The 25,681-nt window shown below is 47.5% G+C and carries 24 protein-coding genes; 19 read left to right on the forward strand and 5 right to left on the reverse strand.

Annotated elements, in window-relative coordinates; genetic code table 11:
* Window positions 1-34: 34 nt before the first annotated feature.
* The 6 genes from DN730_RS11010 (at window position 35) to rep (ending at window position 6,378) form a co-directional block, all read left to right on the forward strand.
* Window positions 35-988: a GAF domain-containing protein gene (locus DN730_RS11010; RefSeq protein ID WP_115468192.1), complete on the forward strand. Its 954-nt coding sequence runs from the start codon at window positions 35-37 to the stop codon at window positions 986-988.
* Complete coding sequence (locus tag DN730_RS11015; protein ID WP_115468193.1) at window positions 978-1,160, forward strand: hypothetical protein; 183 nt, start codon at window positions 978-980, stop codon at window positions 1,158-1,160. Before DN730_RS11010 ends, DN730_RS11015 begins: the two co-directional genes overlap by 11 nt.
* 877 nt (window positions 1,161-2,037) lie before the next feature.
* Window positions 2,038-2,505, forward strand: coding sequence for a 5' nucleotidase, NT5C type (locus DN730_RS11020; RefSeq protein WP_115468194.1), 468 nt, complete (start codon window positions 2,038-2,040; stop codon window positions 2,503-2,505).
* A 162-nt stretch (window positions 2,506-2,667) separates the two neighbouring features.
* Window positions 2,668-3,333: an ATP-binding protein gene (locus DN730_RS11025; protein ID WP_281270521.1), complete on the forward strand. Its 666-nt coding sequence runs from the start codon at window positions 2,668-2,670 to the stop codon at window positions 3,331-3,333.
* 35 nt (window positions 3,334-3,368) lie between these two features.
* On the forward strand, window positions 3,369-4,160 hold the full coding sequence (locus DN730_RS11030) for a hypothetical protein (RefSeq protein WP_115468196.1): 792 nt from the start codon (window positions 3,369-3,371) through the stop codon (window positions 4,158-4,160).
* Window positions 4,161-4,329: 169 nt separating this feature from the next.
* Window positions 4,330-6,378, forward strand: coding sequence for a DNA helicase Rep (gene rep / locus DN730_RS11035; RefSeq protein WP_115468197.1), 2,049 nt, complete (start codon window positions 4,330-4,332; stop codon window positions 6,376-6,378).
* Window positions 6,379-6,444: 66 nt separating this feature from the next.
* Here the strand turns inward: rep and DN730_RS11040 are convergent, their stop codons facing one another.
* On the reverse strand, window positions 6,445-6,894 hold the full coding sequence (locus DN730_RS11040) for a c-type cytochrome (protein WP_245957945.1): 450 nt from the start codon (window positions 6,892-6,894) through the stop codon (window positions 6,445-6,447).
* 611 nt (window positions 6,895-7,505) lie between these two features.
* Between DN730_RS11040 and DN730_RS11045 the strand changes: the two genes are divergently transcribed.
* The 11 genes from DN730_RS11045 to DN730_RS11095 all read left to right on the forward strand — a co-directional run bounded on the left by DN730_RS11045 (window position 7,506) and on the right by DN730_RS11095 (window position 19,737).
* Complete coding sequence (locus DN730_RS11045; protein WP_115468198.1) at window positions 7,506-9,104, forward strand: ABC transporter substrate-binding protein; 1,599 nt, start codon at window positions 7,506-7,508, stop codon at window positions 9,102-9,104.
* Between the two features lie 123 nt (window positions 9,105-9,227).
* Window positions 9,228-10,238, forward strand: a complete 1,011-nt coding sequence (locus DN730_RS11050; RefSeq protein ID WP_115468199.1) for an ABC transporter permease subunit — start codon at window positions 9,228-9,230, stop codon at window positions 10,236-10,238.
* Between the two features lie 10 nt (window positions 10,239-10,248).
* Window positions 10,249-11,139 carry a dipeptide ABC transporter permease DppC gene (gene dppC, locus DN730_RS11055; protein ID WP_115468200.1) on the forward strand — a complete coding sequence of 297 codons (891 nt, stop codon included), beginning with the start codon at window positions 10,249-10,251 and terminating at the stop codon, window positions 11,137-11,139.
* Window positions 11,140-11,147: 8 nt separating this feature from the next.
* Window positions 11,148-12,116: a dipeptide ABC transporter ATP-binding protein gene (dppD, locus tag DN730_RS11060; protein ID WP_115468201.1), complete on the forward strand. Its 969-nt coding sequence runs from the start codon at window positions 11,148-11,150 to the stop codon at window positions 12,114-12,116.
* The gene (locus tag DN730_RS11065) at window positions 12,113-13,114 is read left to right on the forward strand and encodes a peptide ABC transporter ATP-binding protein (protein WP_115468202.1); all 1,002 of its coding nucleotides are present in this window, start codon (window positions 12,113-12,115) and stop codon (window positions 13,112-13,114) included. Before dppD ends, DN730_RS11065 begins: the two co-directional genes overlap by 4 nt.
* Before the next feature lie 177 nt (window positions 13,115-13,291).
* Window positions 13,292-14,818, forward strand: a complete 1,527-nt coding sequence (locus DN730_RS11070; protein ID WP_115468203.1) for an ABC transporter substrate-binding protein — start codon at window positions 13,292-13,294, stop codon at window positions 14,816-14,818.
* A gap of 49 nt (window positions 14,819-14,867) precedes the next feature.
* Complete coding sequence (locus tag DN730_RS11075) at window positions 14,868-15,848, forward strand: ABC transporter permease (RefSeq protein ID WP_115468204.1); 981 nt, start codon at window positions 14,868-14,870, stop codon at window positions 15,846-15,848.
* Complete coding sequence (locus DN730_RS11080; RefSeq protein ID WP_115468205.1) at window positions 15,845-16,792, forward strand: ABC transporter permease; 948 nt, start codon at window positions 15,845-15,847, stop codon at window positions 16,790-16,792. Before DN730_RS11075 ends, DN730_RS11080 begins: the two co-directional genes overlap by 4 nt.
* Window positions 16,789-17,802, forward strand: coding sequence for an ABC transporter ATP-binding protein (locus tag DN730_RS11085; protein ID WP_115468206.1), 1,014 nt, complete (start codon window positions 16,789-16,791; stop codon window positions 17,800-17,802). The genes DN730_RS11080 and DN730_RS11085 overlap by 4 nt, the downstream gene beginning before the upstream one ends.
* Window positions 17,795-18,823 carry an ABC transporter ATP-binding protein gene (locus tag DN730_RS11090; protein ID WP_115468207.1) on the forward strand — a complete coding sequence of 343 codons (1,029 nt, stop codon included), beginning with the start codon at window positions 17,795-17,797 and terminating at the stop codon, window positions 18,821-18,823. The genes DN730_RS11085 and DN730_RS11090 overlap by 8 nt, the downstream gene beginning before the upstream one ends.
* The gene (locus DN730_RS11095) at window positions 18,814-19,737 is read left to right on the forward strand and encodes a LysR family transcriptional regulator (RefSeq protein WP_115468208.1); all 924 of its coding nucleotides are present in this window, start codon (window positions 18,814-18,816) and stop codon (window positions 19,735-19,737) included. Before DN730_RS11090 ends, DN730_RS11095 begins: the two co-directional genes overlap by 10 nt.
* Window positions 19,738-19,756: 19 nt before the next feature.
* On the opposite strand, the gene DN730_RS11100 is transcribed toward DN730_RS11095, so the two are convergent.
* From DN730_RS11100 to DN730_RS11115, 4 genes are read right to left on the reverse strand one after another with little or no spacing between them, the layout of a single operon-like run.
* Window positions 19,757-20,668, reverse strand: a complete 912-nt coding sequence (locus DN730_RS11100; protein ID WP_115468209.1) for a LysR family transcriptional regulator — start codon at window positions 20,666-20,668, stop codon at window positions 19,757-19,759.
* A gap of 18 nt (window positions 20,669-20,686) precedes the next feature.
* Window positions 20,687-21,415 carry a LutC/YkgG family protein gene (locus tag DN730_RS11105; RefSeq protein WP_115468210.1) on the reverse strand — a complete coding sequence of 243 codons (729 nt, stop codon included), beginning with the start codon at window positions 21,413-21,415 and terminating at the stop codon, window positions 20,687-20,689.
* A 9-nt stretch (window positions 21,416-21,424) separates the two neighbouring features.
* A complete protein-coding gene (locus DN730_RS11110) occupies window positions 21,425-22,849 on the reverse strand; it encodes a LutB/LldF family L-lactate oxidation iron-sulfur protein (RefSeq protein WP_115468211.1) in 1,425 nt (474 codons plus the stop codon).
* Between the two features lie 4 nt (window positions 22,850-22,853).
* A complete protein-coding gene (locus tag DN730_RS11115; RefSeq protein ID WP_281270518.1) occupies window positions 22,854-23,576 on the reverse strand; it encodes a (Fe-S)-binding protein in 723 nt (240 codons plus the stop codon).
* A 381-nt stretch (window positions 23,577-23,957) separates the two neighbouring features.
* Here DN730_RS11115 and DN730_RS11120 point away from each other — a divergent pair, with 381 nt between their 5' ends.
* Window positions 23,958-25,049, forward strand: coding sequence for a TRAP transporter substrate-binding protein (locus tag DN730_RS11120; protein WP_115468212.1), 1,092 nt, complete (start codon window positions 23,958-23,960; stop codon window positions 25,047-25,049).
* An 82-nt stretch (window positions 25,050-25,131) separates the two neighbouring features.
* On the forward strand, window positions 25,132-25,671 hold the full coding sequence (locus tag DN730_RS11125; protein WP_115468213.1) for a TRAP transporter small permease subunit: 540 nt from the start codon (window positions 25,132-25,134) through the stop codon (window positions 25,669-25,671).
* Window positions 25,672-25,681: the final 10 nt, after the last annotated feature.

Raw genomic sequence — 25,681 nt, forward strand, 5'->3', positions numbered from 1 at the left:
CCACTTCCCTTAATGCCGTCTATGGACGTCAGATATGGCACAGTTAAGCACTTTAAATTATCAGGATGTGAAGATGATCGAGCTAGATAAAAAGCTGAAAAACAACCTTGATATGATCCTAAAGATGCATGGATTCACTTCGTTTGCGTTCAATGTCTGGGTTTCATTAATAGCGCCTCTCATAGTGGGTTACTACATTACTCTTTATTTCAACGCGCTTGAAGGGCAAGATCCAAAGGAACGGGTGGCTAATTTCCTATCCCAAGAAGCAATCCCCATTGTCTCGATATTTCTCGTACACCTTCTTGTTTCATGGTGGCTCTTTAAACAGTCTAAAATGAGCCATACTGGGCATGAATTCGACAAACTAAAGAATAAAATTGTAGAAACTGAAGCTGAACTGCAACAGCAAAAAGAGAAGCAAAACTTTGTCGATTACTCTATCATCTTGATGGATATCGTTACCGATCTACTTAAAAACAATCCCAAAATCGACAATCAGGCGCTTTATGACAACGTATTATCTTCCCTAAATCTTTTCCGAGAAGAGCTTTTTAAATTTGGTGGTGAGGCCAAATACAACTTCGTTATCTACGAATACGATGCCGGATCAAATAAGCTTAAGATCAAATCTAGAATTCTCGATGATCGCCTTCAACCTCAAGGCCGAGATTGGGATATAGGAGTAGGGCATGTAGGGATATCTTTTGCCAACAAGCGATGTATGATTTGTCATGATGCTGCCAAGAGCACAGAATTACCTATGAATGAATCTGACGCTGCTAACTATTCAAGTTTCATATCTACCCCAATAGTAAGGCCTCTGCTCCCTGATCAATCTGAACCGCAACCATATGGTGTTTTGGTTGTCACCAGTTCTGCTCCCAATCAATTCATTGCTGGCCTGCATGATGACTTTTTGCGCAACCTGTGTGATACTTTATCCATAGTAATCACCTCAAATCAGGAGGCTGAAAATGAATCGTAAACCAAAAGATACGCTTAAAGATATCCCTAATGTAAGCTCTACATCATCTTACGATGCGTCACAGGCCGTAAGAGCAATGGATAAGAAATCGCCAGACTTTAACCCTAAGAAAGCTCTTGAGTGGGCTCATAAGCGTCATGAGGCTCGCCAAAAAGCCACAAGCGCTGCTTAGGTGCTGTGTCGACTGAATTCCGCAACATCATAAAAAGCCAAGCTATACAAATGTATAGCTTGGCTTTTTTTGTGACTGCAAAACACATAGCGTTTAACGCCTGTTTATATCAAGGATTCTCCTTTAACTCTTATTGGTGCGAATAGGTTGAGCGTGGGCACTTCAGTAAGCTTAATCCTGATAGATGGATAATTAACTCTAAGTTATCAATCACCTACGAGTTAAATGTCGTGATTTTTCCTCAAGAACTTAGGGTCGATTGCGGTACTGAATGTAACGTGCGAGCTAAGTTTGTTGAACATGTTGTCAGCTGGGGCAATGCAGCACACACCTAATTTTGGCATTCCTGAAAGTCCACTGTGGCGTTATAAAGAACAGTACCAGCCGCGTGCATATCTTTGATTGTTTCCTATGCTTATAGTTCGTTCTATATGGAGAGCTATACCAGAAAACGTAAGCTATCCTTTGAGGTATAGAAGCTAATGGCTTTGCTTCAAGCAATATTATGTTAGGAATTCGCAGTTACATCTGCCTATTCCTGACCTGTGATAACTTTGGCTTTGCAATGAAAACAACATTAGGACAAGTGAACGGAGAAAGTGGAGGAATCTTCAAAGATCCGATCATAGTAGCGGCACCCAAAAGTCAGTAAAAGATCCTTTGCAAGCAGAGAAAACCGAGAAAGGCTTGATCAACAAACTCCTAATCAAGAAAAACAAGGAGAATTGAAAGCAGTATTCAAAATACGGTTAATGGGCAATGGAACAATCTCTTATGAAAATCAGGGAGCGATTAACCAGTTAAAGCATAGGATGCCATCTTCAAGAGGTGGGCTGCGTGAAAGCCTACTTTGTTTAGAATAATAGAGAACACTAAAATGATAAAACGAAAATCAATCATCTACATCGATATGGATGATGTGCTGTGTGATTTTACTGGGGCTCATAAAAAAGCAATAAAGTGTAACCCCAAGGTTCTATATCCTCAGTCTCAGTACGGATTTTTTGCAAACTTAGAGCCGATTCCGAATGCTATTGAATCAGTTATATTCCTAATAAACTCTGAGCATTTTGATCCTTATATTCTTACTGCTCCCTCGATAAAGAATCCTTTGTGCTATACCGAGAAAAGAATATGGATAGAAAAGCACTTTGGATTGGAGTTTGTTAATAAACTCATCATTTCACCTAACAAGTGCTTGCTCAAAGGGCGATATCTCATTGATGATAACGCTCAGGGAAAAGGGCAAGATGCGTTTGAAGGAGAGTTAATACACTTCGGCAGTGAAACGTTTCCTAGTTGGCGGGAAGTCAATCAATACCTGAATTCTCATATTCAGCCATAACGCACTCTTCAGCAACTGGTCGTCGGGTAAAATAAATATCTCAGAGTGCTATTAATATCAGTTAAGAATGATTTTGCTTAGCGATGGAGAGTCATTATAGCTCCATTACTATATTTTGATGTCATTACAAAAATATGATGTAGAACACATTTTTTCAATATAATTGTCACTAAGCCTGGAGAAGCCTCTTTAAGTCACCGTGGCGTATTGTTTCTCGACGAGCTACCCGAATTTGACCGTAAAGTGCTAGAAGTACTTCGCGAGCCGCTTGAAAATGGTGAAGTGCATATCTCGCGAGCGCGTGGACAAGTGACCTACCCAGCCAGATTCCAACTTGTGGCCGCGATGAACGCCAGCAATGAAGCGTATAGTGGTGGGCAAGATTACTATCAATCTGCCGCGAGTCAAAAGTACTTACGTAAGCTTTCCGCACCGTTTCTTGATCGTATTGATTTGCATGTAGAAGTACCACCGTTACCGACTGATGTCTTAGTCAATGAGCAAGAGCAAGGTGAGAGCAGTGCAATTGTTCGCCAACGCGTCGAAGCGGCCGTGGCGCGCCAACGGCAACGACAAGGCTGTCAAAATGCGCTACTTAATGGGCGCGATCTTGAGCGAATTTGTGCGTTGTCGGATTCGGATAAACAGTTTATGCAACAAGCGTTAGATCGACTAAAGCTCTCTGCCCGTGCTTATCATCGGGTATTGCGCGTTGCCCTCACACTGGCAGACCTTGAGCAAACACAGGTTGCACGAAAGCATTTAATGGAATCATTGAGTTATCGTAAGATGGAGAAAACACTGGCGAGTGCAACGTCTGGTGTATAGTAAAGGTACTCCGTGATCACTGTTTAGGTAATTGGATGAAAGTTATATTTCCCACTGTGTGTGCTGCTTTGGCTGGGTTGTCTACGCTAGCTTCGGCGCAGAATGTGACGGAGTTAGGTTTTTCGTACTCTTCGATTCTTTATGTTGAACCGGATGTTATGCATGAAGAGGGCAACTTGTATGGCATTCAAGCGCGCTTCGTCAACTACAGTGACATTATAGCTGCCATTGAAGTGGATTACGCGTTCGGCTACATGGACTACGATGGGTCTGGCACGATAGAAAATATCCCTGACTCGTTGTTCGAAGCTCGGGCTTTATTCGGGCCTAGGTTGTTCCAATCCTCCTACAGTGATTTGCATGCCTATGTTGGAATCGGGCAACGTTACTTATCTGATGACAGCAGTGGCATGCGCTCATCTACTGGCGCATATGGCTACTCTCGTCAGCAGTATTATTGGTATATACCGATAGGTATTAACTTGCGTCAATCGCTAGGTCGTGGGGTTAGTGTGTCATTGCGTGCCGAATACGACTACTTCCTAATGGGGCGTAACTTCTCTGGCATTGATGAAGTCTGTGGCGGTGATGCGGGGGATTTTCGCCAGAGCTCCGGCGAGGGTTTTCGAGTATCAGCTAATATTGCATTTCCCATCGCGCGAGGTGGCCGCTCAATGATTGTTGAGCCGTACTATCGTACTTGGGAAATAGACGACTCTGAGACCCGGTTGCTTAGTACACCTAACTGCAACGGCATCAGTGCTTATTACTACGAGCCCCACAACACGTCAGACGAAGCGGGCGTTGCATTGCGGTTTGTCTTTTGATGAGCGCTGTTGCTTGCTGATTCGGTAGTGTGAGGGGTAAGCGCATAGCTCGAGGGCCCGATGAAGGGCACAAACTATCACGGATTTATCGTTATCGACCAATACTGGTCGTTGGGTGACTAGTGTAGAATACTCGATCATTCTAAGAATTCTTTGGTCAATAGCGTCTATGAGTCAGCCAGTTCCTTCCATCACGCAACGCATGCGCAATCTTAATCCTCGCCAACTAGAAGCGGTTAAACAGATTGATGGGCCGTTACTTGTTCTTGCAGGGGCAGGCTCCGGTAAGACCAGTGTGATCACTACGAAGATTGCCTACTTGATTCAAACCTGTGGTTTCAAAGCGAATAGCATTGTGGCGGTGACCTTTACCAATAAAGCGGCGCGTGAAATGAAAGAGCGCGTGGTGGGGATGTTGAGTAAGGAGGAAAGTCGTGGCCTCAGTATTTCTACCTTCCATACGTTGGGATTGAATATCCTGCGTAAAGAGTACCGCAAGGCGGGTTTAAAAGAAGGTTTTACCTTATTTGATTCGCAAGATTCTCTTACTTTAGTTAAAGACATTTTAGATAAAGAATTCAACGGGCAACTGGATGCGGCTGGGTTTTGCCAGCACTCCATCTCCAATTGGAAAAATGATCTCGTTCCCCCTAACGAAGCGATGACCAATGCGGATACTGAAGAGCTGCAATTGGCCGCTCAGGTTTATGCGCAGTACCAGCGTTATATTCGCGCCTACAATGCGGTTGATTTCGATGATTTGATTTTGTTGCCAGTGAGCTTATTGATCTCTGATGAATCGCTGCGTGAAAAATGGCAGAAAAAAGTGCGCTATTTGCTGGTTGATGAGTGTCAAGACACCAACGCCAGTCAGTATGAGTTGATTCGTTTGTTGGCGGGTTATCGCCGCTGTTTTACTTTAGTGGGAGATGATGACCAGTCAATCTACGCATGGCGTGGCGCGCGTCCTGAAAACCTCGAACGCTTATCGGTGGATTACCCGAACCTAAAGCTCGTGAAGTTGGAGCAAAACTACCGCTCAACGAAAACCATCTTGAAGGCTGCCAATACGTTAATCGCAAATAACCCGCACGTCTATGACAAGGCACTGTGGAGTGATTTGGGCGTAGGGGATCCGATTAGGATTATGATTACTCGTAATGAAGATGCTGAGTCAGAGCGAGTCGCTGCGGAAATTCAATCGCGTCACTTACGCTACAACATTCCCTATAAAGAGTTTGCAGTGCTCTATCGTGGGAACCATCAAGCTCGATTGCTGGAAATTAAGCTTCAGGCTTACCGAATTCCCTACAAGATGAACGGTGGCACGTCGTTTTTCTCACGCCCTGAGATCAAAGACTTAATGGGATATCTACGGCTATTAGTGAATTCCACCGATGATAATGCCTTTCTTAGAGTGATAAATTTGCCGCGGCGTGAGATTGGACCTGCAACCTTAGAGAAGGTCGGGAATGTCGCTAATCTGCGTGGTGTCAGTTTGTTTGAAGCCGCGGGTTATAAGGAATTGGATGAAACCATTACGGGAAATCCGTTGCGTAGCCTGCGAGAGTTCGAATCTTGGATCAGAAACCTACGAGACCGATTGACCAAAGGGTCGCCCATTCCAGTGATTGAGCAAATGATTCATGACATGGATTATTTTGGTTGGTTGCAGGAGCAGTCCAGCTCACCCAAGGCGGCAGAACGTCGTATCGAAAACGTGCGTTTCTTAATCGAATCTATCCAACGAATGATGGAAGCCGCTTGGGAAGAAGATGCTGATGCAGGTTTGGATCACGCGATATCTAAGCTGCTATTGATTGATATGCTCGAACGACAAGAGGAAGAAGAGGATGAAGACAAAGTGCAATTGCTGACGCTTCACGCCTCTAAAGGATTGGAGTATCCCCATGTATTTTTGATCGGCTGCGAGGAAGAACTCTTGCCTCACCGCAACAGCATTGAAAATGATGATATCGAGGAAGAGCGGCGTCTCGCTTACGTCGGAATCACCCGTGCTAAGCAAACGCTATGCATTACGATGGCTGCCAAGCGTCGTCAATTTGGGGAAGAAATAGACTGCTTGCCAAGCCGATTCCTAGACGAATTACCTGAAGAGGATTTAGTGTGGGAAGGGCGTGCTGATGAATCCGATACGCAAAAGAAAGAGCGTGGTAAAGCGTCCTTATCGGCATTAAAAGCGATGTTAAACGATTAGGAAGCCGTTATTGTTAAAACGAAGGGCCGCTAGATACCTAAGCGGCCCTTTTTGTTTAAGTGGTCATTATTGGCTGTTGTCGACCATGTATTCAATGGTCACTTGAATTTCTTCGTCCGTACAATTTGCACAGGTGCCGCGGGCTGGCATCGCGTTGAAACCGCTGATTGCATTACTTAACAAAGAATCGAAGCCCTTGGCGATACGTGGCGCCCAATCGCCCGCGTCACCAAATTTCGGTGCGCCTGCAACGCCTAAAGAGTGACACGCAGTGCAGTATTGATTGTAGATTGCCTCACCAGAGCGTGGGCCATCATTGGCCGCGACCGCCGAGGAAGATGCCACCTCACATTCTTCGCCTGCAATACAGACACTGCCGATTGGCGCAGTGCGCGCAGCGATTTCTTCCGGACTTTGACCAAATGCACTGACCGTTGAACTCATCAACGCAGAGAGTCCTGCAATGCTGACTAGCGCTATTAGCTTACGGCTCAAAAATTTGCTTAGCGAACTCACGATTCTCTTCCTCAATCCAAATTTGGGCAATCAATGCAGACAATGGCCGCAGTATACCCAGTGGCTTATCACTGTTAAAACCCAATTGACATAAAATGCTTATAAACCCCGCTGTAGATCAATAAAACACCTAAAATCCGCTGTGATAGTCAGCTTAATACCTAACGCAGTGTTGGTGTTTGGTCCGATAAAAAACGCATAATTTCTACTATCCAATACTGTCCTTTTGACTGACGTAGAAAAAATAATTCTCCAGTGACTGATTCTAAAGTGCTGAAAAATCTATATTTTTAAATCTTCAATAGCTCGTGATACGTCCTACGTATAGCCCATGTCGTTATTTCGATTGGTCATTCAACACGCGTTACGTACTCTTCAAATACGCTGTTTTTGCAAACTGTTTACTCAGTTTGTGAAAACGCTAAGGGGGCCTCAAGGAAGAGGGAAGGCCGCCCCATTCGAGTGAACGCTTGAATTGGGGCCGCTTTTTAAACCAATCGAGCCGTTCTCCCAATCACAAACATCACAAAGAACACATGAGTGCCCTTCGATGGTACTAAGAATTCTCTCGTGCTCAGCACGATCATAATTACGCTAAATGGAGAGTTAACATGAAACTACGGTTAGCCGCTTTACCTCTTGCCTTAATGGCAGCCGGCGCTATTTCCACTTCTGCGAATGCAGCATCGACGTTGGTATATTGCTCTGAAGGAAGCCCAGAAGGTTTTAACCCATCTTTCTACACATCTGGGACGACGTTTGATGCCAGCTCAAAAAATATGTTTAACCGTCTGCTTGAGTTTAAGTTGGGAACAACGGAAACCGAGCCAGGTTTAGCTGAAAGCTACGATGTATCAGCGGATGGCCTAGAATATACTTTCCATTTACGTAAAGGCGTAAAGTTTCATAGTACGAAAGACTTTAAACCATCCCGCGATTTTAATGCCGACGATGTCATTTTCACGTTTGCTCGTCAGTGGGATAAAAACCATCCCTACCATAATGTTTCAGGTGGCTCTTATGAGTACTTTAACGGAATGGGCATGCCTGACTTAATCAAAGACATTGTCAAAGTTGATGATTACACCGTGAAGTTTGTGCTCAACAAACCCGAAGCACCGTTTATTGCCAATTTAGCTATGGATTTCGCCTCGATCTTTTCTGCTGAGCAAGCGGATTACCTTATGAAACAAGGTAAACCCGAACAGTTGGATATTAATCCAGTCGGTACTGGGCCTTTCCAGAAAGTTCAGTATCAGAAAGACTCCCTAATCCGTTACACCGCGTTTGATGATTATTGGAAAGGCCGTGCTCAGTTTGATCGCTTAGTATTCTCGATCACGCCTGATGCATCTGTTCGTTATGCGAAATTGAAAGCCGGTGAATGTCATGTGATGCCATATCCAAACCCTGCGGACCTTGCACAAATGGAAGCGGATAAAGAGATCAACTTGATGAGCCAAGAAGGCCTAAACGTCGGTTACTTGGCCTTCAATACGGAAAAAGCACCGTTTACAGATACTAAAGTGCGCCAAGCTTTGAATCTTGCGACGAATAAGAATGCCATCATTGATGCCGTGTTCCAAGGTGCGGGTAAAGTGGCTAAAAACCCTATCCCACCGACTATGTGGTCTTACAACGACAATGTTAAAGACTATGCCTACGACCCTGTTAAGGCAAAAGCATTGCTCAAAGAAGCGGGTTACGAAGATGGCTTTAAAACGAACATTTGGGCCATGCCTGTGCAGCGTCCGTACAACCCGAATGCACGTCGTATGGCAGAGATCATCCAAGAAGATTGGAAAAAAGTTGGCGTGGATGCAGAGATTGTGTCCTACGAATGGGGTGAATACCTAAATCGTTCGAAAAAAGGTGAGCACGATACCGTCTTGTTGGGTTGGACGGGTGACAATGGTGACCCAGATAACTTCCTATATGTATTGCTCGGGTGTGACGCTGTCGGCGGCTCAAACCGCGCACAATGGTGTAACGAAGAGTTCAACAACCTACTGCTAGAAGCGAAAGAGACGTCGGATAAAGCAGAGCGTACTAAGTACTACGAAGAGGCACAGCAAGTGTTCAAGCGTGAAGCACCTTGGATCACTGTTGCTCACTCCGTGGTATACGAACCGATTCGTGAAGAAGTAAAAGGCTACAAGATTGATCCGCTTGGCGGTCATTACTTCTACAACGTATCGCTTGAGAAGTAAGCCTGAGCGCTAAGCGCTCATCCAAATCCCCCATTTTCGTGGAAGCAAATGGGGGATTTGCTGATCGGGCAGGCTCAAAAGGACTGTGCCGTTCATCCTTCCATGCAAGAGAGCTAGTCTTCTATGTTCCAATTTATTTTCCGACGATTAAGTTTAGTGATCCCGACTTTTATAGGGATAACATTACTGACGTTCACCTTGATTCGATTGATCCCAGGGGATCCGATTGAGGTTATGGCAGGTGAGCGCGGTGTGAGTGCTGAGCGTCATGCAGAGCTCAGTGCACAATTAGGTTTTGATCAACCGCTGTATATCCAATATTTCAACTATGTCAGTGGTGTCTTACAAGGTGACCTAGGCAATTCTTTGGTGACAAGAGAGCCTGTTCTTAGTGAGTTTTTAGCCCTTTTTCCTGCCACGATTGAGCTTACGTTCTGTGCTGCAATCTTTGCCATCTTAGTTGGGTTGCCTGCGGGCATTATCGCGGCAGTAAAACGCGGTACCTTATTTGATCATTCTGTTATGACCTTTTCTCTAACCGGCTATTCGATGCCCGTTTTCTGGTGGGCGTTGTTGTTGATGCTGATTTTTTCCGTCAACCTTGGCTGGACCCCCGTATCTGGGCGCATCGACGTTGTCTATTGGATAGATAATGTCACGGGCTTTATGTTGATCGATTCGATTCTCTCGGGTGAGGAGGGGGCTTTTTCGTCCGCGGCGTCACATTTGATTCTGCCCAGTATTGTGTTGGGCACGATTCCCATGGCTGTGATTGCACGTATGACCCGTTCTTCAATGCTGGAAGTGCTGAGCGAAGACTACATCCGCACAGCTAGGGCAAAAGGCATCGCTCCGTGGCGCGTGATTGTGATCCACGCATTGCGCAATGCTCTGATTCCCGTTATCACCGTGATCGGCTTACAAGTTGGTATCTTGCTGTCAGGGGCGATTCTTACGGAAACGGTGTTCGCATGGCCAGGTATTGGTAAGTGGCTTATCGAATCCATTGGCCGCCGTGATTACCCTGTTGTGCAAGGCGGTATTCTGATTGTGGCAACGATTATTATCGTTGTGAACCTATTGGTCGACATTGCCTACGGCATCGTCAACCCACGTATTCGACACAGCCGATAAGGAGGGCGCTATGACAACTGAAACCTTACAAGCGCCAGTACCAAGAACACCACTGCAAGAATTTTGGCATTACTTTAGTAGTAACAAAGGCGCGGTGGCTGGCCTCGCTTTTATAATCTTCATTTGCTTTATGGCGATTTTTGCAGACGTCGTCGCACCCCACTCACCATCTGATCAAGCGCGTGATGCGTTGTTGTTACCACCGGCATGGCTTGAGGGAGGCAACTGGGTATATATATTGGGAACCGACGATGTGGGGCGCGATATTTTATCCCGCTTAATCCATGGTGCTCGTTTATCACTAGCGGTGGGGATGGTTGCAGTCACCGCATCGCTATTGATGGGGATCTTGATGGGCTTAGTGGCAGGTTACTGCAAAGGGGTCATAGATACGGTGATCATGCGTATTGTTGACATCATGCTAGCCATGCCGAGTCTACTATTGGCTATTGCCATTGTTGCTATCTTGGGCCCCAGTATCGTTAACGCAGCGTTGGCGATCTCTATCGTATCGTTACCGCACTATGTGCGCTTGACGCGCGCAGCGACCATGTCAGAGATGTCCCGTGATTATGTAACCTCGTCTCGGGTCATCGGAGCGAGTCCTCTACGGTTGATGTTTGTCTGTATCTTACCCAACTGTGTGGCGCCGCTTATAGTGCAAGCAACGCTCGGGTTTTCCACCGCAATTTTAGATATGGCAGCTCTTGGTTTCTTAGGCTTAGGTGCGCAACCTCCGACTCCCGAATGGGGGAGTATGCTGGCTGATGCGTTACAGTTTGTTCAACGTGCTTGGTGGGTCGTGACCTTTCCTGGTTTGATGATTCTGATAACCGTATTGGCGTTTAACCTCATGGGTGATGGTCTTCGTGACGCCCTTGATCCGAAATTGAAGCAGTAGGAGCGGACATGTCATTACTAACACTGGAAAACTTATCGGTCACATTTGGCAAGTTCCGCGCGGTGGATAACATCAGTTACAGCGTTAAGGAAGGGGAGGTGCTGGGTATCGTTGGTGAGTCAGGTTCCGGGAAAAGCGTGAGCTCTCTTTCGGTAATGGGGCTGATCGATTATCCCGGAGAAGTCAGCGCAGATAATTTATCGTTTGCGGATCAAGATCTATTATCCATGCCAGAAAAGCAGCGTCGTAAAATCACGGGTTCGGATATTGCGATGATCTTTCAAGATCCAATGACCAGTTTGAATCCGTGCTTTACAGTCGGTTATCAGATCATTGAAGCACTCAAAACCCATGATGGCGGAAACAAAAAAGTGCTGCGTGCGCGAGCGTTAGAGCTTCTCAATTTGGTGGGGATTCCGGCACCCGAGTCACGCATGAATGCCTACCCACATCAATTGTCTGGTGGTATGAGCCAACGTGTCATGATCGCCATTGCTATTGCGTGTAACCCTAAGTTACTGATCGCAGATGAGCCAACCACCGCGCTGGATGTCACCATTCAGGCGCAAATCATTGATTTGTTGATTGACCTACAAAAACAGAAGCAAATGGGCTTGGTACTGATTACCCATGATCTGGCGTTGGTTGCAGAAGTGGCGCACCGTGTGGTGGTGATGTATGCGGGGCAAATTGTCGAGAGCGGGCCCGCCAATGAAGTGTTCAGCACGCCAAGACACCCGTATACGCAAGCGTTATTAGCATCTCTACCGGAATCCGCCTCCGGAAAAGCGCGTCTTGAAGCGTTGCCTGGTGTGGTTCCTGGGCAATATGATCGCCCACAAGGCTGTCTATTGAGCCCTCGTTGCCCGTACGCCACGGATCACTGTCGCCATGTTGCGCCAGATAGCCAAGGGTCGCTTGAACGCCAAGTGAAATGTCATACTCCACTCGATGCTCAAGGGAGGCCTGCCGCATGAGCCAAGATCTTATTTTAGATGCGCACAACCTCAAGCAACACTACGATGTGAAACAAGGTCTGTTTCAACCTAACGCGGTTGTAAAAGCCGTAGATGGCGTGAGCTTTGCACTCGCAAAAGGCAAAACGCTTGCTGTCGTGGGGGAATCTGGATGCGGTAAATCCACACTAGGCCGTATGCTCACCATGATCGAAACCCCAACAGCGGGGGAATTGAATTTCATCGGACAGGATTTGTTGTCACTATCGAAAGATCAGCAAAAACAGTTGCGCCAGAAAATTCAAATCATCTTTCAAAACCCCTATGGCTCCTTGAATCCGCGAAAAAAGATCGGTGCTATTTTAGAAGAACCATTGGTGATTAACACGTCTATGGGGAAAGCCGAGCGCAAGGCAAAAGCCCTCGCTATGATGGCTAAAGTCGGTCTTAAAACAGAGCACTATGATCGCTATCCGCACATGTTTTCGGGGGGACAGCGGCAGCGTATCGCCATTGCTCGAGGGTTGATGCTTGATCCAGAGGTGATCGTCGCAGATGAGCCAGTATCAGCCTTGGATGTATCCGTGCAAGCTCAGGTGCTTAATCTGATGATGGATCTGCAGCAAGAGTTTGGCTTGAGCTACGTGTTTATTTCGCATGATTTATCCGTGGTGGAACACATCGCTGACGATGTCATGGTAATGTATTTGGGCAAGGTCGTGGAGCATGGTTCTTGTGAAGAAGTGTTTACTCAGCCGAAACACCCTTACACGCAAGCATTGTTATCCAGTACTCCTCAGCTTTCTGCTGATAAACGTCGCCAGCGAATCAAATTAGAAGGGGAGTTACCCTCGCCACTGAATCCCCCAGATGGCTGTGCGTTCCATGGTCGCTGTCAGTATGCCAATGATCGTTGCCGTATTGAAACGCCGGCCTTACGTTGTCAAGCAAACCAACATTTAATTGCTTGTCATGCTGTGGAAGAGGAGCGCTTAACACCCTATGACGGAGCAGCGTAGTCTCGCTCGTGATGCGCTGCTCTAGGCTAAAAGCGAAGTAAGTGAACACTTGCTTTGCTTTTAGGCTATGTGATGGAAAGTTGTTCTCGAATGGATGCCGTTTCTATACTGAATGCAAAGAGAGTTCGATCGATCGTATGACTCACCACGCTGCTCTCATAATGAAGGAACCTCATAATGCTAGTACGAGTACTGATTTTAGGGTGCATAGTGCTGGGCTCATTGTCGGCCTATGCGGCACAGATTCGTGTTGCAATCGACGCTGACCCTATTTCACTAGATCCCCATGAACAGTTATCCGAAGGTGGTATCCAATACTCGCATGCCGTATTTGATCCACTAGTACGATGGCGGCACGATGGTTCGTTTGAACCAAGATTGGCGACCTCTTGGCAAATGCGTGATGACAACACGATGCGCGTCACATTACGAGATGATGTGCTCTTTCACTCGGGTAATGCCATGACGGCGGATGATGTCGTGTTTACCATTCGTCGCTTAAAACGCTCTGTTGATTTCAAAGCATTGTTCAATATCATCGAAGATGTGGACAAAATCGACGCTTATACCGTGGATATCCACACGAAACACCCATATCCGCTCATGCTTAATATACTGGCGTACGTGTTTGTGATGGATCAGCAATACTATGCGGGACAAGACGACGTCATTAAATTTGGCGAGACCTTTGCGTCTAAAAATGTTTCTGGCACTGGGCCATTTATCGTAGAAAAAAGGATAGCAGGGCAAACGTTAGAGCTGGTTCGTAACGCGCTCTATTGGGATGACGAGTCGGATGGCAATGTTGAGCGATTAGAGATGATCCCGATTCGCTCAGACTCTACCCGTTTAGCCGCCTTGTTGACGGGGGATGTTGATATTGTTTCACCGGTTGCGCCCGTTGATATGGCCCGTGTCTCTCGTACGCCCGGTATTTCTTTGTCGAGCATCGCGGGGACGCGAGTGGTGATATTGCAGATGAATGAGTCACGCCGCGAAGAGTTTCGGGACGTGCGTGTTCGTCAAGCGATGAATCTCGCCATTAATCAATCTTTGATTGTGGAAAAGATTTTACGAGGCCACGGTGTGGCCGCGGGCCAGTTGAGTGCATCGCCATTTCAAGGGCATGTACCTGAACTGACTCCGCAATACGACCTTGAGCGTGCCAAACAACTCATGAAAGAAGCCGGGTACGAAGAGGGGTTCCGCGTCACCATGATGGCACCCAATAATCGCTACATGGGAGATGAAAAAATCGCCCAAGCCGCGGCGGCCATGTTGCAAAAAATCAATATTACGGTCGATTTAAAAACCTTACCGAAAGCGCAGTATTTTCAGCAGTATGACCAGCGCGTAGCGGATGTCATGATGTTGGGATGGCAAGCCGATACGTTTGATTCCAATAATATCTATGAATTTCTACTGGCCTGCCCAAATCCAGACACTGGAATGGGGGCCTACAATGCCAGTGAATACTGTAATCCTGTGATTGACAGTGATATTCGTCACGCCAACCGTGAAATGAACCCAGAGCGTCGCGTTCATGCGCTGCGTCAAATCGAGCGCCAAATTTACGATGATGCGGTGGTGATCCCGCTGTATTGGCAATCGATTGTTTGGGCGGCGAAATCCGATATTGAGCTGGATCACGTGGTAAACTTCTTGAATTTCCCTTACTGGGGGAATTTAGAAGTGGAACGATAAAGACCTTGTTTTAGGATTGGCGATGCTCAAAAGTAGGATGAATCATTAAATGCTAAGCTTCGTTTTGCGGCGTTTATTGCAAGCTGTGCTGGTTTTGCTCACCATCAGCTTTGCGAGCTTTATGATCCAAGGCAAGCTGGGCGACCCCGTGCGCCAAATGGTTGGCACGTCCGTGTCGGTTGAGCAGCGTGAAGCGTTGCGCGATGAACTAGGCCTCAACGATCCGACATTAGTTCAGTACGGGCGCTTTTTAGGACAAGCTCTTCAGGGCGACTTAGGCACTTCGTATTACTATAAAGAGTCGACCTTAACGGTGATTGCCAATCGATTGCCGGCAACGCTTGAACTATCGTTTTGTGCGCTGGTATTGGTGATAGTGATGGCGACTCCACTGGGTGTTTTTGCCGCCATTAATCCCAAAAACTGGCTGTCACGAAGTATCTTGTTATTCAGTACCTTGGGACTGTCTATCCCGATTTTCATTGTTGCCGTATTTCTGATGTATTTCTTTGCCATCGAATGGCGATTGTTACCAAGCTTCGGCCGTGGAGACACGACGCAGGTGTTGGGTCTATGGCAATCCGGTTTGTTTAACAAAGATGGCTTAATGCATTTGTTGCTTCCCAGTGTTTCCTTAGCGTTTGTGATGACGCCCATTTTCATCCGTCTGATTCGCGCTGAAATGATAGATGTCTTGCAAAGTGACTACATTCGGTTTGCTTGGTCAAAAGGCATTTCTGCACCCCGTATCTATTTTATCCACGCACTGAAAAACACCATGCTTCCTGTCATCACTGTAGGGGGGATCCAAACCGGTACATTGATCGCCTATACCATTTTGACGGAAAGTATTTTCCAGTGGCCGGGGATGGGCTTTTTATTTATGGATGCGGTCACTCGAGTGGATGCACCACTGATATCAGCCTATCTCATAGTGGTCGGCCTGATCTTTGTGGTTACTAATACGCTGGTCGACGTGGTGTATGGCTTGGTGAACCCACGAGTACGCATACCAGGATATAGCGCATGAATATCTTGCATCGCCCGTTGATACCTACATCGACGAAGCCTACTCGATTGCGTCATATTCTCAGTGCGATACGTGGTGACAAGCTTGCGCTGTTTGCGCTGCTTATTTTTGCTTTTTACTGCCTCGTTGCCCTGCTTGCTCCGCTGTTAGCGCCGTATGACTCGAGCAGCAATGACTTTATGGATTTGCTGAATGCCGAGCTGCCACCCTATTGGCAGAGTGGCGATAGCCGCTTTTTACTGGGTACCGATACGCAAGGTCGAGATTTGTTATCGGTGATTCTTTATGGCACTCGGTTGTCATTGACCATTGGGGTCTGCGCGGTGCTGATTCAGTTGCTGTTAGGCGTCTGTATTGGCTTGTTGTCTGGCTATATTGGTGGGCGTCTCGATACCTTTTTAATGCGTTGTGCCGATATTCAGTTGTCGTTTTCGACGATGATGGTCGCGATTGTCGTGTTGGCTGTCTTTCAAGCTTTGTTCGGCAATGCGGCCTATCAGCAACTAGCGATGTTAATGTTGATTATCGTGCTTGGCATCGCTGAATGGCCGATCTTTGCGCGCATCATCCGCGCTTGTGTGCTCGCGGAAAAGGAAAAAGAGTACGTCGATGCGGCGCGCATTATGGGAGTCAGTAAAGTCCGCATTATGTTTCGTCATATATTGCCCAACACGGTATCGCCCATTTTAGTGATTTTGACGATTCAAATTGCCAACGCCATTGTCGCAGAAGCAGCGCTGTCATTTTTAGGGTTAGGCATGCCGCCGACCCAGCCTTCCCTCGGTGCGCTGATCTCGTCTGGGGTCAATTATTTGTTTTCAGGAGCATGGTGGATTGCTGTTTTCCCCAGTATTACGTTGATTATCTTGATTTTCGTGATGAATTTATTGGGTGATTGGCTGCGTGACCATTTGAACCCTCAGACGGGTAAAGGTGTGCCATGAGTTTATTGAGTGTTAATCACCTTAATGTGGTATTTAGGCAACGGCATCAAGATCTTCAGGCTTTGTTTGATGTCAGCTTTAGCGTCAGTCGTGGTGAGCGGTTGGCCATCGTTGGTGAGTCTGGCGCAGGCAAATCCATTCTAGGGTATTCATTGGTGAATCTATTGAGCAAACCTGGGGTGATTGATTCCGGCTCGGTAAAGTTTGATGGACGCGAGCTGACGACGCTGACGGCTCGGCAATGGCAAGAGATTCGTGGCAAGAAGATTGCCATGATTTTTCAAGACCCGATGATTACGCTGAATCCGGTGTTGAGTGTGGGTGATCAAATGGTCGAGGCGATACGCAGCCACACGCGGATTAATTATAACGATGCCAAAAAGCTGGCGATTGAAAAATTGGCCCATGTTCGAATCTCCTCCCCAGCGCAGCGATTTGAGCAATATCCTCACGAGTTATCAGGCGGCATGCGCCAACGCGTGATCATAGCGATTGTGCTGTTGTTGCGGCCAGAGATCATTATTGCCGATGAACCGACCACAGCATTAGATGTGACCATTCAAGCGGGCATATTACAGCTGCTAAAGCAGGTTTGCGAAGACAACGGTGTGGCGTTGATCCTGATTACCCATGACTTCGGCGTGGTATCGCGAATCGCAGAACGCACGATCGTAATGTACGCAGGGCGAATCGTAGAACAAGGACCAACGCTCGAAATTATTAATGACCCCCAGCACCCGTATACTCAGGGCTTATTAAATGCTTTGCCACAAATGGCGCTACCGGGACAGCGGCTCAATCAAATCCAAGGCAATATGCCAGCGTTAAATAATCACCCATCCGGGTGTGCATTTCATCCGCGTTGTCCTTACGCCACGGATAAGTGCCGAGAAAATACCCCTGGTTTTGTGTTCAGTGGCGTGTCTACGGTAGCGTGCTTTGCTATTGAGGACATGTTAGCTGAGTTTGACCCAGAAGGTGGTTGGCAGGGGGAGGTTGAGGATGAGTAACCCTCTGATTGATATCCGTGGTTTGGAAAAAGCGTATCGTACTCGCTCAGAGTGGCGTCTGCCGAGCTGGTTCAGACGGCTGTTACGACGCAAATCCGACACCGCTAATCATGATCGGATTTATGCCTTAAATGGCGTGTCGTTATCCATCGAGCAGGGTGAAACTCTGTGTGTCGTGGGCGAAACTGGCTGCGGTAAATCGACGTTGGCGCGGGTGCTAATGGGGCTTGAAAAGCCATCTTCAGGTGAGCTGTATTTTTCAGGGAGTCGGATTGATCAGCTGACAGATCAAGCTCGAATGCCGTTTCGTAAAAAAATGCAGATGGTGTTTCAAAACCCCTATGCATCACTCAACCCGCGGATGACGATTTACCAGATCTTAAATGAGGCGATTGGCCTGCATCACCCCGATTTTAGCCGGCAGCAAACCGATGACTACATTGAGGAGCTGTTGGTGTCTGTGGGATTAAGTGTGGATGCAGAGGATCGCTATCCGCATGAATTTTCTGGTGGGCAGCGCCAGCGTATTTCCATTGCGCGAGCGTTATCTGTAGAGCCTGAGCTGATTGTTGCGGATGAGCCTCTTTCCGCACTGGATGTGTCGGTGCAGGCACAAGTGCTGAACTTGATGATGGATAAGCAACAAGCGCTTGGGCTGACTTATATTTTTATTACTCATGACTTAGCCGTGGTTGAGCATTTTGCGACGCGAGTGGCAGTGATGTATCTCGGCCGCATTTGTGAAGTGGCAAGTCGCGAGTCGCTGTTTAGTGCTCCGAAACATCCCTACACGAAGGCCTTACTGTCTTCCATTCCACGGTTAGACGACCTATCAGTCGAGCCCATTCATTTGACGGGAGAAGTGCCTACACCATTGGAAAAACCAATGGGATGTACGTTTTGTGGGCGTTGCCCATTAGCAAACCAGCGTTGTTATGAGCAAATCCCTGTCATGCAGTTACAGCAAGACGGCAGTGCGGTCGCGTGCCATGCGGTAGAGGAAGGGCGACCATGGAAATAAGGTGGTTAGAGGACTTTATTGCATTGGCGAAGACTCGGCATTTCTCGCGCGCGGCAGACGAGCAAAATGTCACGCAGCCCACTTTCAGTCGGCGTATTAAGTTACTCGAAGAAGAAATGAAGGTCACCTTAATTGATCGCAACACACTGCCACTGTCGTTGACGCCCGCAGGCGAAATCTTCCTCCAAAGTGCAGAAATGATTACTCGACAGTTGCGGGACGCCAAAGCAAGGTGTCTGGAAATAAGAGAGCAGGAACAATCGCAGATCCGCTTCGTGACCACACAATCTTTGTTTCTGGGTTACTACCGTGATTATGTCGAGCCATTATGCCAGCGAATGGGGATTAGCATTGACGTCAATATGAAATCCAGCGCTTGGTCGGGAGCTGATTTTATCAATGCCATGGTCGCCAATGAGAGTGACTTGATGCTGTGTTTTTGGCACCCAGCAATGAGCTTCTTAAAAGAGCTAGATGAAGAACATTTTGAGTACGTCACCATTGATCGTGAGATTCTTGTCCCTTGTGTTGCGACGGACGACCAACAGCAGCCCATTTATACCTTGCCTGGTGAGCGCAAGCGCCCCATTCCCTATATCAGCTATGATGAGGCCACATTTTTGGCCCCCGCATTAAGCCACCATTTGCAGCGTCAACATGAAGTGCCACAACTGCAAATTTTGACGAATAACCTTCATGCAGCGAGCATAAAAGCCATGGTGAAGGAGGGATTCGGTATCGGATGGTTGCCTAAGCGATTGGTTAACGACGCGCTGAATTTTGGTTCGTTAGCCTTGGCGGGGGAGCCCAATTGGAATGTGCCGCTGGAAATTCGACTGTATCGAGCCAAACACAACGGCAATCCAAATCTATCGCAGTTTTGGCGCAATATGGTTACCGAGCACCAACGCTAATCACCGCGACAGGGTGCCGTTAAAAGCGGTATTGAATACGCTCGTAATGAACCTTGATAAAATCGATCAACGCCCGAATACGCTTGGAAGGCGCTTTGGTAAATGGGTACAACGCATAGATGCCAAGGATCTTTGCCGAGTCATGTTCGAGTAGCTCTTGTAACCGCCCATCTTGGATTTCGTCATACACTAAACACATGGGTAAGTATGCGATTCCACGGCCTTTTAGGGCTGCAATTTTCAGCGCGGCGGCATTGTTGGAGGAAAAACTGCCCGCGACCGTTTGAGTGTAATGGTTGCCATCAGGCGTTTTAAACAACCACTCAAAGGCCCCCGTCGATTGGTTACTGTAGCCCAAGCAGTGATGGTTCAGTAACGCTTGAGGCGAATCAGGGTGGCCGTATTGCGCAAGGTAATCTGGGCTGGCGCAAATCAGCCAGCGGCTGTCGAAAATGGGAGCGGCTTTTAAACTGGAATCTTCTAACTGCGCAGTGCGAATCACGAGATCATAATGTCCCGCGACGAGATCCACGAGTTGATTTTCCAAGGTCATGTCGATGGTCACATCAGGGTGAGCCTGACAGAATTCAGAGACCGCATCAGCGAGCAATAATTCGCCCGATATAGTTGGCACAGAAAGGCGGATGTGCCCCGAAATTTGGTCGCTCAAATGGCTGACCGAATCAAGGGTAGCATTCGCCATCACACGTAACTCTTGGGCTTTTTGATACAGCGTGCGACCTGCTTCCGTGGGTGCAAGTTGGCGCGTGGTACGAAACAACAATTGCACGCCCAGCTCCGCTTCCAGCTTGGTGATGTGTTTGCTGATCGACGAGCGTGTCACCCCGCGTTGCTTTGCTACGTCACTGTATGAACCTGCGTCGACGAGGTCGATAAATAAAAACAGATCGTCTAACGATGGCGTTGCCATGCTCTGTCCTTGGGCCACTTATTGATCTTCCAGTATGACATACGATGCGGAGAGGGGGCCATGCACGCCAACCACCTTAATTAACTCGATGTCAGCAGTCGAGCTTGGCCCTGAGATGAAATTGACACATGAGGGCAAGCGTTCCCCTTGTTGCACTCGTTGATGCAGTTGTTCACAGAACTGGGTGATCCGAGGTAATAGGCTGCTACGACGAATGATAAAAATCGAATGCTCAGGCAGCAGACTGATACTTCTACCTTGCAAGGCGCTGGACTCGAGTACGATGGTGCCCGACTCCACTAGTGCATGCTCCGCAAAGACGATACCGACTTTGGCTTGTTCGGCTAATTGAATCGGTTGTGCTCGATCATGGTCGTCTTGCCAAAATGTCGTGGTAAAGCCTGATTTCTGTAACGGTTGAACGGCGCACGATAGATCAGCGAAACGAGCATCTTGGCTGAGTAACACCAAACCTTGAGCGCAAGGGTAGTGCGTCAAGCATTCGTCGGTCAGGCACTGGGCAAGCTCTTGCGTCTGAATTCGATGAGCACTGACGCCTAAATTCTCCCGAATATAGGTCATGAATAGGTCAAGTTGCTGAGGCTCGGTTTGATCGCTGAGTACATTATGTTGGCGTGCTTTCGTTAATGTAAACGGACTTGGCTGGGTTAACGGCTCACGCCCCAGTTTAGTGGTTAGTGCTGACAGGAAGCGTTCTCGGTTATGTAAACGGCTGGATGTATTCATGATCGGGTCCTATGGCTTATCGGATGGCGTGCGGTGTTTAAACCAATGACGAAAAGATTCGCCATCTGATTCGGGTAGATCCCGCGTTTCGTGCCATTCTTCAACGGCTTTGATTTTGATCGCCATATCCCCTTCTTTGATCAATGTTTTGGACGCTTTTGCGCCCATATTGACCGCAGAGCCCCATAGCGTAGGTCGGCTATTTATAAAGTTAAAAGCGGTGGCGGTGATGCGCTCTTTGATCGGTGTCAGCTTGCTCTCCGCGATAATTTGGCGATGTTTCAGTAACAATTCGGCGAGCGGGATTTTCACCGGGCATACATCATTACAAGCGGTGCATAGGCTGCATGCGTAGGGTAAATCTTGGAAATCTTGATACCCTCCGAGCAGCGGAGACAGTACCGCTCCAATTGGGCCAGAGTAAATCGAGCCATACGATTGGCCTCCAATATGGCGGTACGCCGGACAAGTATTGGCGCAGGCTGCACAGCGAATACAGCGTAAAATGGATTTGAATTCCGAGGCGAGAATGTCAGAGCGCCCGTTATCTAAAATCACTAAATGAAACTCTTCAGGACCATCGGTTTGCTCCGCCTCTTTGGGTCCAGTCAGAACCGTTACATAGCCAGTCAATGGTAAACCGACGGCGCTGCGACACAGTAGTGTGACCATCACATCCAGCTCTTCAAAGGTCGGGACAAGGCGCTCCATTCCCATGACAGCGATATGTGTTTTAGGGAGGGCTGTGGCTAGACGGGCATTACCTTCATTGGTGACTAACGCAATGGAGCCTGACTCGGCAACAGCAAAGTTACAGCCGGTAATGCCGATGTCGGCATTCACGAAATCCTGACGGATGTGATCACGTACGAAACGTGTCATCTCTGCTGGGTTTTCTGAGCCTTGGTAGCCGATCTTGTCTTTAAATATCTGCTGCACTTGTTCACGACTCTTATGAATGGCGGGGGCGACAATATGGGAGGGCGCGTCATGGTCGTCTATTTGTAGTATGTATTCGCCAAGGTCGGTCTCCACCACGTTAATACCTTGGCGCTCCAGCGCGGCGTTTAAGTCAATTTCTTCCGTGACCATCGACTTAGATTTAACAACTTTTTTGGCATTTTTCGCTTGAGCCACGCGTTCAATGTAGGCGCTGGCTTCTTCTGCGGTTTGCGCAAAGAAAACATGCCCCCCGTTTTCGATGACGTTATCGCTCAGTTGCGTTAGGTAAAAGTCCAAGTTTTCTAACACATGCTCGCGAATGTCCATGCCCATCTGACGCCATTCGTCCCAATGACCGATGTCTTCGGCGGCGCGTGCTCGATTACCAAACATACGCTCTTGGGCGCTGGCGACCGATTCGCGCATGATGCTGTCTTGCATGTTGGTGCGAATGCGCTGTTTGAACTGCGTGCTGCTGGTTTTCATGCTCATGGTGTTACCTACTCATTAGTACATCAGCGATGTGCATTACTCGAATATTGCTTTGTTCACGATCAAGACGGCCACCGATATTCATCAGACAGCTCGAATCAGCACCGATCAGAAAGTCTGGGCTGACGGACTGAATATGAGCCGCTTTTTCGACCACCATCGCACCCGAAATCTCAGACATTTTCACTGAGAACGTGCCGCCAAAGCCGCAACATGTTTCTTGGTTTGGAATCGGTAGCAACGACAGCCCTTCTACTTGGCTCAGTAGTTGTAACGGCTCGTCTTTGATGCCTAATTTTCGAAACAGACTGCATGAAGGGTGGTATACCGCAGTGCCTGAAAGTTTGGGCGACAATATGCTGGTGTCTAAGTGATGCACTAAAAACTGAGTTAATTCGTAAGTGCGGTCACTTAAACGTTGCGCTCTCGCACGCCATTCAGGTTCGTCGTTCAGGATGGCAGGGTAGGACTTGATCATGGCCGCACAGGATGCCGCTGGGCAAATTACAGGGTGATCATTCACTTCCATGGCTGCGATGAGTGATTTCAAACTGCGCTTACTGTCTTCGACATAGCCGCTGTTGATAGATGGCTGACTGCAGCAGGTTTGTGCCTCAGGAAAATGAACTTGGCATCCCAAGATCTCAAGTAACGCAACGGTATTTTTCGCCACATTGGGTTTGATTGTGTCGCAAATACACGTCACAAAAAGGGACACATGAATCATGGTGAGGCACCTGTTAAAGGTTTTTGTTATGGGGATATCTTGAGTCGATTTTGTTAGAAGAACAAGCGTATGTGATCGATTAAGTGTTCACCATATCAAGCCTAAATTTTAAATAGGTATTTAAAATCAATAACTTAAGTTCAAATTACGAGGTGATTTCATTTGTTTCCAAAATGGAAACAAACTGTTTTCTTGTTCTGTTTTCAGAGTGTTACGTAGAACTACTTAGGGAGGGCTACGTAGTATTACTGAGGTGTGATTACGTAGTTATACGAGTCGAATCGGTATTCCTACGAATAGAGCTGTTGGTCAGTTTTCGGTCAAGATAAAGACAGTGCTTCGGCATGTGCCATAAAAATAACCATAGGCAGGATAATAAAAATGACTCTGAAAAACCTATCTAAGCTTGTAGCTGTCGCTACGATCACTGTTTCTACATTTGCTGCATCATACTCTGTCGCGGCGGATGGCAAAGTGTACCGCATGAAAATGGCGGAAACTTGGAACTCCAACTTCCCGATCTTCGGAGATGCGCCACGAGAAATGGCTCGCCTAGCGGAAGAAATGTCAGACGGCCGTCTGAAAATCACCATCGACTCTGCGAATAAGCACAAAGCACCATTCGGTGTCTTTGATATGGTGCGCTCGGGTCAATACGACCTTGGTCATTCCGCATCGTATTACTGGAAAGGTAAGGTGCCCAATACGCTGTATTTCACGACGATGCCATTTGGTATGACGACGCCGGAGCAATACGGCTGGTTCTACTATGGTGGTGGTCAGGCATTATCTGACAAAGTGTACGGCAAGTTTGGTTTGCGCTCTTACCCAGGTGGTAACACGGGTAACCAAATGGGCGGTTGGTTCCAAAAAGAAATTAACTCTGTCGAAGACCTTCAAGGTCTGAAAATGCGTATTCCTGGGTTTGCTGGCGAAGTGATGGCGAAGCTCGGGGCGAAGCCGACGAACATCCCTTCCGGTGAACTCTTTACGGCACTTGAACGTCGCACTATCGACGCGTTGGAGTGGGTAGGGCCTTCTTTGGATTTACGCATGGGCTTCCATAAAATCGCGCCTTATTACTACACAGGTTGGCATGAGCCAGCAACAGAGCTGCAGTTCTTGGTGAACGATCGTTCTTACAAGCGTCTTCCTGCGGATCTCCAAGTGATACTGAAAAGTGCGATGAAGCTGTCTGCGTACAATATGTACATCCAGTCTTATCATGAAAGTGCTGAAAACTGGGCAACGATGAAACAGGAATTCCCAAATATTGAAGTGAAAACGTTCCCAGAGAGCGTTATGAAAGCGATGTACAAAGCCAACGAAGAATTGCTTGCAGAGAAAGCAGCGGAAGATCCGTTAGCAAAAGAGATTCTTGATTCTCAAGCTGAGTACATGAAAAAAGCTCGTGTTTGGACCAATATTTCTGACCGCGCTTACCTAGACAGCTTAGACAATCTAGCTGACTAAGACCGATCTCAGAGCAGGCATTGCCTGCTCTGACCTTCTCTGAAACTCACCGTCTATTGTATGTCACCCTGAGGCTCTTCTTATGTTTCTCGTTTCTCTTGAAAGGACGTTAGGGCGTTACTCCCTTTGGCTAGGAAAGTTGTCAGCCGTTTTGCTGCTCTTACTGCTGTGTAACGTGTTTTACGATGTCTTGATGCGCTATGCATTTAATGATGTCTCGATTGGTATGCAAGAGCTGGAATGGCACTTGTACGCCGCCATTTTCTTATTAGGTATCCCTTTTGGTTTGCAAACAGGTGGTCATGTACGCGTCGACCTTTTTTACGAACGCTTGAGCTTGCGTGGTAAAGCATGGATTGACCTTGTTGGTACATTGGTTTTCTTGATCCCGTTTTCTTTGCTGGTCGGCTGGTACGGCGTGGACTTCGCGCGAGAAGCGTATGAGCTAGGTGAAACCAGTGGTGACCCAGGCGGTTTACCTGCGCGCTGGATCATTAAGTCAGTCATTCCTGTGGCGTTTTTCTCTATTGCGATTAGTGGTGTCGGCATGATTTTACGCTGTATCAATGCGATTCGCGGTGTGTCATCCGACGGTTTTGACCACGACCCTATTCAGCACTAATCACTCAGTA

It is taken from the genome of Marinomonas piezotolerans (assembly GCF_003362755.1).
Classification (GTDB): domain Bacteria; phylum Pseudomonadota; class Gammaproteobacteria; order Pseudomonadales; family Marinomonadaceae; genus Marinomonas; species Marinomonas piezotolerans.

Bases quoted from the DNA above. Each gene is read 5' to 3' on its own strand.
- DN730_RS11010 (WP_115468192.1), top strand. From the start codon at position 35: ATGGCACAGTTAAGCACTTTAAATTATCAGGATGTGAAGATGATCGAG.
- DN730_RS11015 (WP_115468193.1), top strand. From the start codon at position 978: ATGAATCGTAAACCAAAAGATACGCTTAAAGATATCCCTAATGTAAGC.
- DN730_RS11020 (WP_115468194.1), top strand. From the start codon at position 2,038: ATGATAAAACGAAAATCAATCATCTACATCGATATGGATGATGTGCTG.
- DN730_RS11030 (WP_115468196.1), top strand. From the start codon at position 3,369: ATGAAAGTTATATTTCCCACTGTGTGTGCTGCTTTGGCTGGGTTGTCT.
- rep (WP_115468197.1), top strand. From the start codon at position 4,330: ATGAGTCAGCCAGTTCCTTCCATCACGCAACGCATGCGCAATCTTAAT.
- DN730_RS11045 (WP_115468198.1), top strand. From the start codon at position 7,506: ATGAAACTACGGTTAGCCGCTTTACCTCTTGCCTTAATGGCAGCCGGC.
- DN730_RS11050 (WP_115468199.1), top strand. From the start codon at position 9,228: ATGTTCCAATTTATTTTCCGACGATTAAGTTTAGTGATCCCGACTTTT.
- dppC (WP_115468200.1), top strand. From the start codon at position 10,249: ATGACAACTGAAACCTTACAAGCGCCAGTACCAAGAACACCACTGCAA.
- dppD (WP_115468201.1), top strand. From the start codon at position 11,148: ATGTCATTACTAACACTGGAAAACTTATCGGTCACATTTGGCAAGTTC.
- DN730_RS11065 (WP_115468202.1), top strand. From the start codon at position 12,113: ATGAGCCAAGATCTTATTTTAGATGCGCACAACCTCAAGCAACACTAC.
- DN730_RS11070 (WP_115468203.1), top strand. From the start codon at position 13,292: ATGCTAGTACGAGTACTGATTTTAGGGTGCATAGTGCTGGGCTCATTG.
- DN730_RS11075 (WP_115468204.1), top strand. From the start codon at position 14,868: ATGCTAAGCTTCGTTTTGCGGCGTTTATTGCAAGCTGTGCTGGTTTTG.
- DN730_RS11080 (WP_115468205.1), top strand. From the start codon at position 15,845: ATGAATATCTTGCATCGCCCGTTGATACCTACATCGACGAAGCCTACT.
- DN730_RS11085 (WP_115468206.1), top strand. From the start codon at position 16,789: ATGAGTTTATTGAGTGTTAATCACCTTAATGTGGTATTTAGGCAACGG.
- DN730_RS11090 (WP_115468207.1), top strand. From the start codon at position 17,795: ATGAGTAACCCTCTGATTGATATCCGTGGTTTGGAAAAAGCGTATCGT.
- DN730_RS11095 (WP_115468208.1), top strand. From the start codon at position 18,814: ATGGAAATAAGGTGGTTAGAGGACTTTATTGCATTGGCGAAGACTCGG.
- DN730_RS11100 (WP_115468209.1), bottom strand. From the start codon at position 20,668: ATGGCAACGCCATCGTTAGACGATCTGTTTTTATTTATCGACCTCGTC.
- DN730_RS11105 (WP_115468210.1), bottom strand. From the start codon at position 21,415: ATGAATACATCCAGCCGTTTACATAACCGAGAACGCTTCCTGTCAGCA.
- DN730_RS11110 (WP_115468211.1), bottom strand. From the start codon at position 22,849: ATGAGCATGAAAACCAGCAGCACGCAGTTCAAACAGCGCATTCGCACC.
- DN730_RS11115 (WP_281270518.1), bottom strand. From the start codon at position 23,576: ATGATTCATGTGTCCCTTTTTGTGACGTGTATTTGCGACACAATCAAA.
- DN730_RS11120 (WP_115468212.1), top strand. From the start codon at position 23,958: ATGACTCTGAAAAACCTATCTAAGCTTGTAGCTGTCGCTACGATCACT.
- DN730_RS11125 (WP_115468213.1), top strand. From the start codon at position 25,132: ATGTTTCTCGTTTCTCTTGAAAGGACGTTAGGGCGTTACTCCCTTTGG.